At 57.8% G+C, this 5,812-nt stretch carries 4 protein-coding genes and 1 pseudogene; 3 read left to right on the top strand and 2 right to left on the bottom strand.

Translation table 11 applies throughout. From position 1 onward, the window contains the following. Positions 1-57: 57 nt before the first annotated feature. From NTCA1_RS27700 to NTCA1_RS27690, 3 genes and pseudogenes are all read left to right on the top strand, one after another. Positions 58-420 (top strand): annotated as a pseudogene (locus tag NTCA1_RS27700) (LexA family protein); the annotation flags it as partial. 6 nt (positions 421-426) lie between these two features. Then, positions 427-1,689: a Y-family DNA polymerase gene (locus NTCA1_RS27695; protein ID WP_133085200.1), complete on the top strand. Its 1,263-nt coding sequence runs from the start codon at positions 427-429 to the stop codon at positions 1,687-1,689. A gap of 380 nt (positions 1,690-2,069) precedes the next feature. Next, positions 2,070-2,276 carry a hypothetical protein gene (locus NTCA1_RS27690; protein WP_133085199.1) on the top strand — a complete coding sequence of 69 codons (207 nt, stop codon included), beginning with the start codon at positions 2,070-2,072 and terminating at the stop codon, positions 2,274-2,276. Here NTCA1_RS27690 and NTCA1_RS27685 read toward each other — a convergent pair whose 3' ends face one another. Together NTCA1_RS27685 and NTCA1_RS27680 are read right to left on the bottom strand one after the other, a co-directional pair. After that, positions 2,277-5,132 (bottom strand): conjugal transfer protein TraG N-terminal domain-containing protein, encoded by a 2,856-nt coding sequence (locus NTCA1_RS27685; RefSeq protein WP_133085198.1) that lies wholly within the window; start codon positions 5,130-5,132, stop codon positions 2,277-2,279. 15 nt (positions 5,133-5,147) lie between these two features. Beyond that, the coding region (locus tag NTCA1_RS27680; protein WP_201282623.1) for a conjugal transfer protein TraH at positions 5,148-5,812 on the bottom strand (665 nt) is incomplete at its 5' end.

Below are 5,812 nucleotides of genomic sequence, written 5' to 3'. Positions count from 1 at the left end.
TCATGCCGCTGCTCATCAAACCGCTACCGTGAATCTGTGTCCGCATAATGCACAGGGGCCGGCGCGGGCTTTCCCAGCCCCGCACAGGACTGGGAAGAATCTGCGATCAACCTGATCGACCTCCTGCGTCTCGATCGTGCTGCCAGCTTTGTTTTCCGTGTCAGCGGGCATTCCATGCTCGATGCTGGCTTGTTCGATTCCGACGTGCTTGTGGTCGATCGCGACGCGAAGCCGGCAAACGGCCGCATTGTCATCGCTGTGGTCGATGGCGGTTTCGTCGTCCGCAAACTTTGCATTCGTAATGGCGTTCCGACGCTCGAGGCGCGCAATAGCCGCATGCATTACGATCCGGTCATCGCTGATGAGAGTGTCGAGGTTTGGGGGGTGGTCCGAGCCAGCGTCCGCAACCTTCAGGCCTGATCCGTCATGAGTTGGGCTATCGTCGACATCGAGAACTTCTATTGCTCTGCTGAGCGGGTCTTTGACCCCACTCTGCGCAATGTGCCGCTCATAGTATTATCGAACGGTGATGGCTGTGCCATCGCAAGATCGGCAGAAGCCAAGGCCCTCCATATTTCGATGGGGGCGCCCATGTTCAAGATACGCGACATCGTGAAGCGCCACGGAGTGCAGTATCGGTCGAGTTCATATGAGCTTTACTCGGACATGAACCGTCGTTTCAATATGGTTCTGTCCGAATTTAGCGATACTGTCGAGATATATTCAATCGATGAGTCGTTCTTTCGCTTGCCAGTTCTAACTTCTGGCCTTGGTGATGTCGAGCAAGCTCAGCGCATCCGCGCAACCATCAAACAGCACGTCGGCCTGCCGACCCGGATCGGCCTTGGTCCGACCAGGACTCTGAGCAAGGTTGCCAACGCTCTAGCAAAGGCGTCAGAGAAGGTCTGGCATGGCGTCATCGATCTGCATGACGAGGGCCTTCGCCGGCGTATGTTCGCCAAGTGGCCGATCGAGGAAGTATGGGGTATCGGCAAAGCAATGGCGAAACGCTTGCACCCACTCGGCATCCGCACGACGGCCGATCTTGCAGCGATGCACCCGGACATTGCTCGTGACGTCGGGACTGTCGTGCTCGAGCGCTTGGTGCGCGAGTTGAACGGCGTCGAATGCAGTGACTTCCAGCCTGAGCCGGAAGCACTGAAGTCTACGGCGGTGACGCGCACGTTCGGAGATCCGGTCCACGATCGAGAGGTACTGCGTGAAGCGATGGTGCGAAGGGCGGTACGTGCGGCCGAGAAAATCCGCGCTCAAAAACTCCAGGCTTGCCGGTTGATCGCATTCGCGCACGGAAGCCGGTTCAAGCCAAATGCCCCGTCGGCCTCCAAGGTCGCACGGCTATCACCCTCGACCAACGATCCGCGCCTCATCGCCGGCACTGCGGCACGCATGGCGGAAGCGATGTTCGAGCAGGGCGCAGTCTACACCAAGTGCGGCGTCATGCTTGAAGGGCTGGAGCCGGAATCCGGTGCGCAGCAGGATCTCTTTGCTGCGCCTGATCCACGATCGCCTGCCTTGCTGGCAGCGCTTGACGGTATCAACGACAGGTTCGGCCGTAATACGCTGCGCCTCGCCTCCGAAGGAATGGGCGCCAAATCTTACGACACCAAACGGACCTTCAAGAGCCCGTCATGGACCACGCGCATCGACCAGGTGCCCGTCGCGCGCTAAACCCTGCGCAAAGCGGTCGGCTCATTGGGGGGCAAGCCAGATCAAAACCATCGTAAGTGACGCGCAAAAGAGGGAAAGCCAGATCGCTATCTGGCTGTAGATGTGCAGCGCCACCCCAACCCATGTGTACCTGCGTCGCAAGATAGCACCGCTGCCCACTGCGACAAAAAAGGCGATGACGACCGATGATGTGATCGAAGGCGAGCGGTGCAAAGAGGCTTCTGCTATGGGTAATAGCCCTAGCGCCGATACAATTAGCCACGAAAACCCCAACGTGCAGTAGCTTATCCGATCATTGAACACTTCTGCGGAGGCGGCTTCATCCCTCGAGGTTGCCAATTTCACACCTTTATGCGATTCATGGTTTGGAGGTCCAAGCCATGAGTAAGATTGATTGGAACGTGTACGTTGCCACCTCGGACCGGGAGCAAGGGCCGTTAGTCACTTATGAACTGAACAGCTTTGATCGTGTGATCACGCCTTACACGGATGAGGATGGCAACGAAACTCTTGGTGGCCAGATTGGATATGTAATTGCATATGGCCTCATGGTTGGTTTTTTTGTCCTCGGGTGGCTCTTCATATAGCTATTCCCTCAGTTTCGGGTCGTTAAAGAAGCCTTTGTCCAAATCTTGATTCACGGCGCTTTGGACGGCCGCCCCCTTACTCACATAGCCAGCTCTCATCACCCGTTTGGCTTCTCCAATGGCCTCCAATTCTTGCTTTCCGCCTTCAACCTTTGCGGCAACATCCCCCGGCCCCGCAGGGCCGGATAGGGGCGTTACACCTCCAACACCTTGCGGATGGTAGCGTGCGCGAACATCCGCATCATCCGGGCTAACTGCAGAAGGATTGATATCATTCAATCGGGATGCCTCCATCTCCGGACCAACCATTTCCCATATCGCCTGGCTCCGCTCATCAAGGAACTTGGAAATCATTGCATCCCGGACCTGGCGTTCCTGCGCTGTAAAGGTTGTCTGATGAAGTTCAGGAGCAATGCCAGGGGGCATACGGTTCGCTTCCTGCCGATACCACTCAGCAAGTTCCTGGCTCAAATTCTCACTGAATTGCATATTATGACTTTCAGCATAGCTGATGTCATTAGTAAGTTGCTCGGCCAACTCTTGAAGCTGCCGCATCCTAGTCTCATGCGAATACGCATCGGTGAGGGAATCTTCGCTTCCTACAAAGCGTGAGTTTGAACTTGCTGAACGTGCAAACTGACCGCCGCGGCTGTACGAGCCGCTTGTTACAGCGTAGTTTTCACCGTTGTTTCGATCGTTTCGTATGCCGTCTGTGGCACTAGATCCGTCTTCGCTAACGACCGCTCGGCCTGTACCGTGCTTCAGATCCCAACTCTGATTATTAACCCAAGAGGCTTCTCCGCTGACGCCAGGCAGCGAACCCGCAATCTTGTCAATGATACCCTTTTTGCCTGCGCCGCCACCTTGGCCTCCGCCTGCCGCAGCGCTTTTGCCCTTGCCGCCACCGCCGCCAAAGGTTGCGTTCACGCCACCTTTTATCGAATCAATTTGTCCAGACCCTCGGTACACACCATTATCAACTTTAAGAGTGTCAGAGACGCCTGAACGGGTTTCGATTCCGTCGTGCGCACCATGAGTAGTTCGATCGAACTTTTCATGATTGTCACCCGATTGGGTGCCACTTGCATTTTCATATCCATGCGAGTTTTCGACTGAAGTATTTGTTCCAGACCTATTGGTATGCGCTGCAGTAACAACATGGCCCGCACTAACCTCATCGCTATGCATTTCCCGCTGCACTGCACTGAGTTGCTGACGCATCTCAGCCACACGAGAACTGTTGAGCGTTGAAGAGAATGCCAACTTTGACATGCCGCCGCTTACATCCGTGACGATTGACCCGTCCGCCGTGTGCGTATCGGTCGAGCCGTTATCATTCCTGACGGTGAAGGCGGACGCCCCCGTCGAAAACGTCGGCGCATCAGACCACTGGTTGCTTTGCCGCATATTCGACGTGAGGTTTGCAAAGCTGGTATTCCCGTAGGAATAATTGCCGGTGGTCTGCTCGACGGCCGCCGCCTCGGCCGCGTTCTGCGCCGGCGCCAGGATCGAGGTCGCCTGCCCGGAAATGCTCATGGCACCGCGCGCCAGACCCGCCGCAATGAACGGCACGCTCATGAGCATGAAGCCGGCAATCGTCGCCGTCTCGGCGTTCACGGCCCCGATGCCAGCATAACTCGAGAGGGTTATCCCGCCTTCAGCGACGGCGTTCGATGCGCTTTCTCCCCGCGTCATGCAGATCATGTGGAGGATGACGTAGAGCGGTCCCCAGGCGGCGAGGTAGAAGAACCCGGTGACATACCCCTTGAGCGCCTGGACCCCGGTCTGGGGCATCAGGAAAAGCGGGAAGATCACCGGGAACATGGCGTAGAAGACGACGGTGAGCACGATGTTGAGGATCGGCACCCACGACATCGCCTGCATGGCAATCGAGTTGTAGGTGTTGCGCGCCTGAATGTCGGCGCGCGTCGCAGCAAAGGCATCCATCGACGCGCTGCCGGCACTTCCTCCCATGGCATCGCGGGCCTGCATGAAGGCGTTGATCGCCGAGGTCTGCCGCATCGCAGACGTGTAATCGCTCGACGATCCGGTGAAGGTCTGGTTCACGATCGGGACGTCTTGCCGTAGCTTCGCGGCCGCGGCCGTCTCGCTGAGGTTCGTGTAGGTCTGGCGCCCCCAAAGCGGCGTCGAAGCGTTAATGATGGTGTTCCATTGCCCCGTCAGCGCCTGATAGGCCGCCTGACAGGTGATGATGGTGCTGCTGACGGACCCGCCAGCCTCTTTCTGAAGCCAGACCTGCGATCGCGCAGGCGAGCCTGGCCCGATCGACGCCCAAAGGTCGGTGCTGCTCGCAAGATCCGTCAGCGACTTGAAGTTCAACAGCACGTCGCCGAACACGCAGTTCTTGTAGTGGTTCTGCAGGTTGGTCGCGAACTCGGCATCGCGGATTTGGAAATTGCGGGTCGCATCGAACAGCCGCGAACCGTAAATCATGCCGTTGTTGGAATAATTGAGCTGGCTCGGCATCGTGAACACGGTCTCGGCCGTGCGTGTGAGCCAATCGCCCACCTGGCTCGAGAAGCTGGCGATCACACCGAGCCCGAGCGGAACATTCGCGACCGTAGCCGGCGCGAGCGACGGGTTGATCCGATCCGTCACCTTCACGTCGACGGTCGGAACCATCAGACAGGAATAGATCAGGGTCGAACCGAGGAACCAGTTGAGCCACACGCGGAAATTGAGGGTGAATGCCACGGAGAGAAGGGCGTAGATCAGGCCGATGACCATCACCACCTTGATCAGCGATCCATAGCCGCCACCGCCCGTCCAGGCAGCAACGGCGTTGAACGTGTTGACGATGTATTCCCCGCCGCCGATCGTGAAAACCTCGACCATGGCCCTACCTCCCGCTTAGTTGAGCCCCTGGACGTTGAGACCACGCGAGAAATTCAGCGCGGCCGCCATCCCCGGCGACATGGCATTCTGCAATGTCGATTCCAGCATTATCGACTTGTTGATGAGCGAGATTGTGATGTTGAGCGTGTTCTTCACCTTCACGTCCCGCTCCGCATACTTGGCGCGAGCCTCGCCCAGCTGCTTGCGCCAGGTTTCCGCCGTTGACTGGTCTGCTGGCTGAAAATGGACCTGAGACTGCGTCACGCGATCGAGCATGTTTTCGATCATCGAACTCAGAAGATTGACGGCGACAATCTCTGCGAGAGCGTCGAGGTCGCCATCGATGTAGCCGCCATGGGCCATCGCCTCGACGGCCAGCAACTTGTAGAGCGGCACGGTGGTCAGCGCCAAAAGCTGCTGTTCAGCCCCCGATAGCGCGGCATCGCTACGGATCTTGTCCCGCATCGAGATGATCATGGTCTTGATGCGAGGGCGCAGCGCGACATTCGTCGGGATCGAGAGGTTCTGCTCCGACACCTGCAGGCACTTGTCATCGTCCGTACAGGTCAGGATTTTGGCGGTGTTGCCGGTCTGCGTGCCATCGAGGAGCGCCGTCACAACCGCATCCTCGGCGGGGCCGATATACTGGATCGAGGCGGGATTGCTGCCCTCGGCCTTGT

Origin of the sequence: Novosphingobium sp. TCA1, from assembly GCF_009811895.1 — a bacterium.
In the GTDB taxonomy this organism is placed as follows: Bacteria; Pseudomonadota; Alphaproteobacteria; order Sphingomonadales; family Sphingomonadaceae; genus Novosphingobium; species Novosphingobium panipatense_A.
The sequence above is the reverse complement of the archived record's forward strand: the minus strand, read 5'-3'. Positions and strand labels throughout refer to the sequence as shown.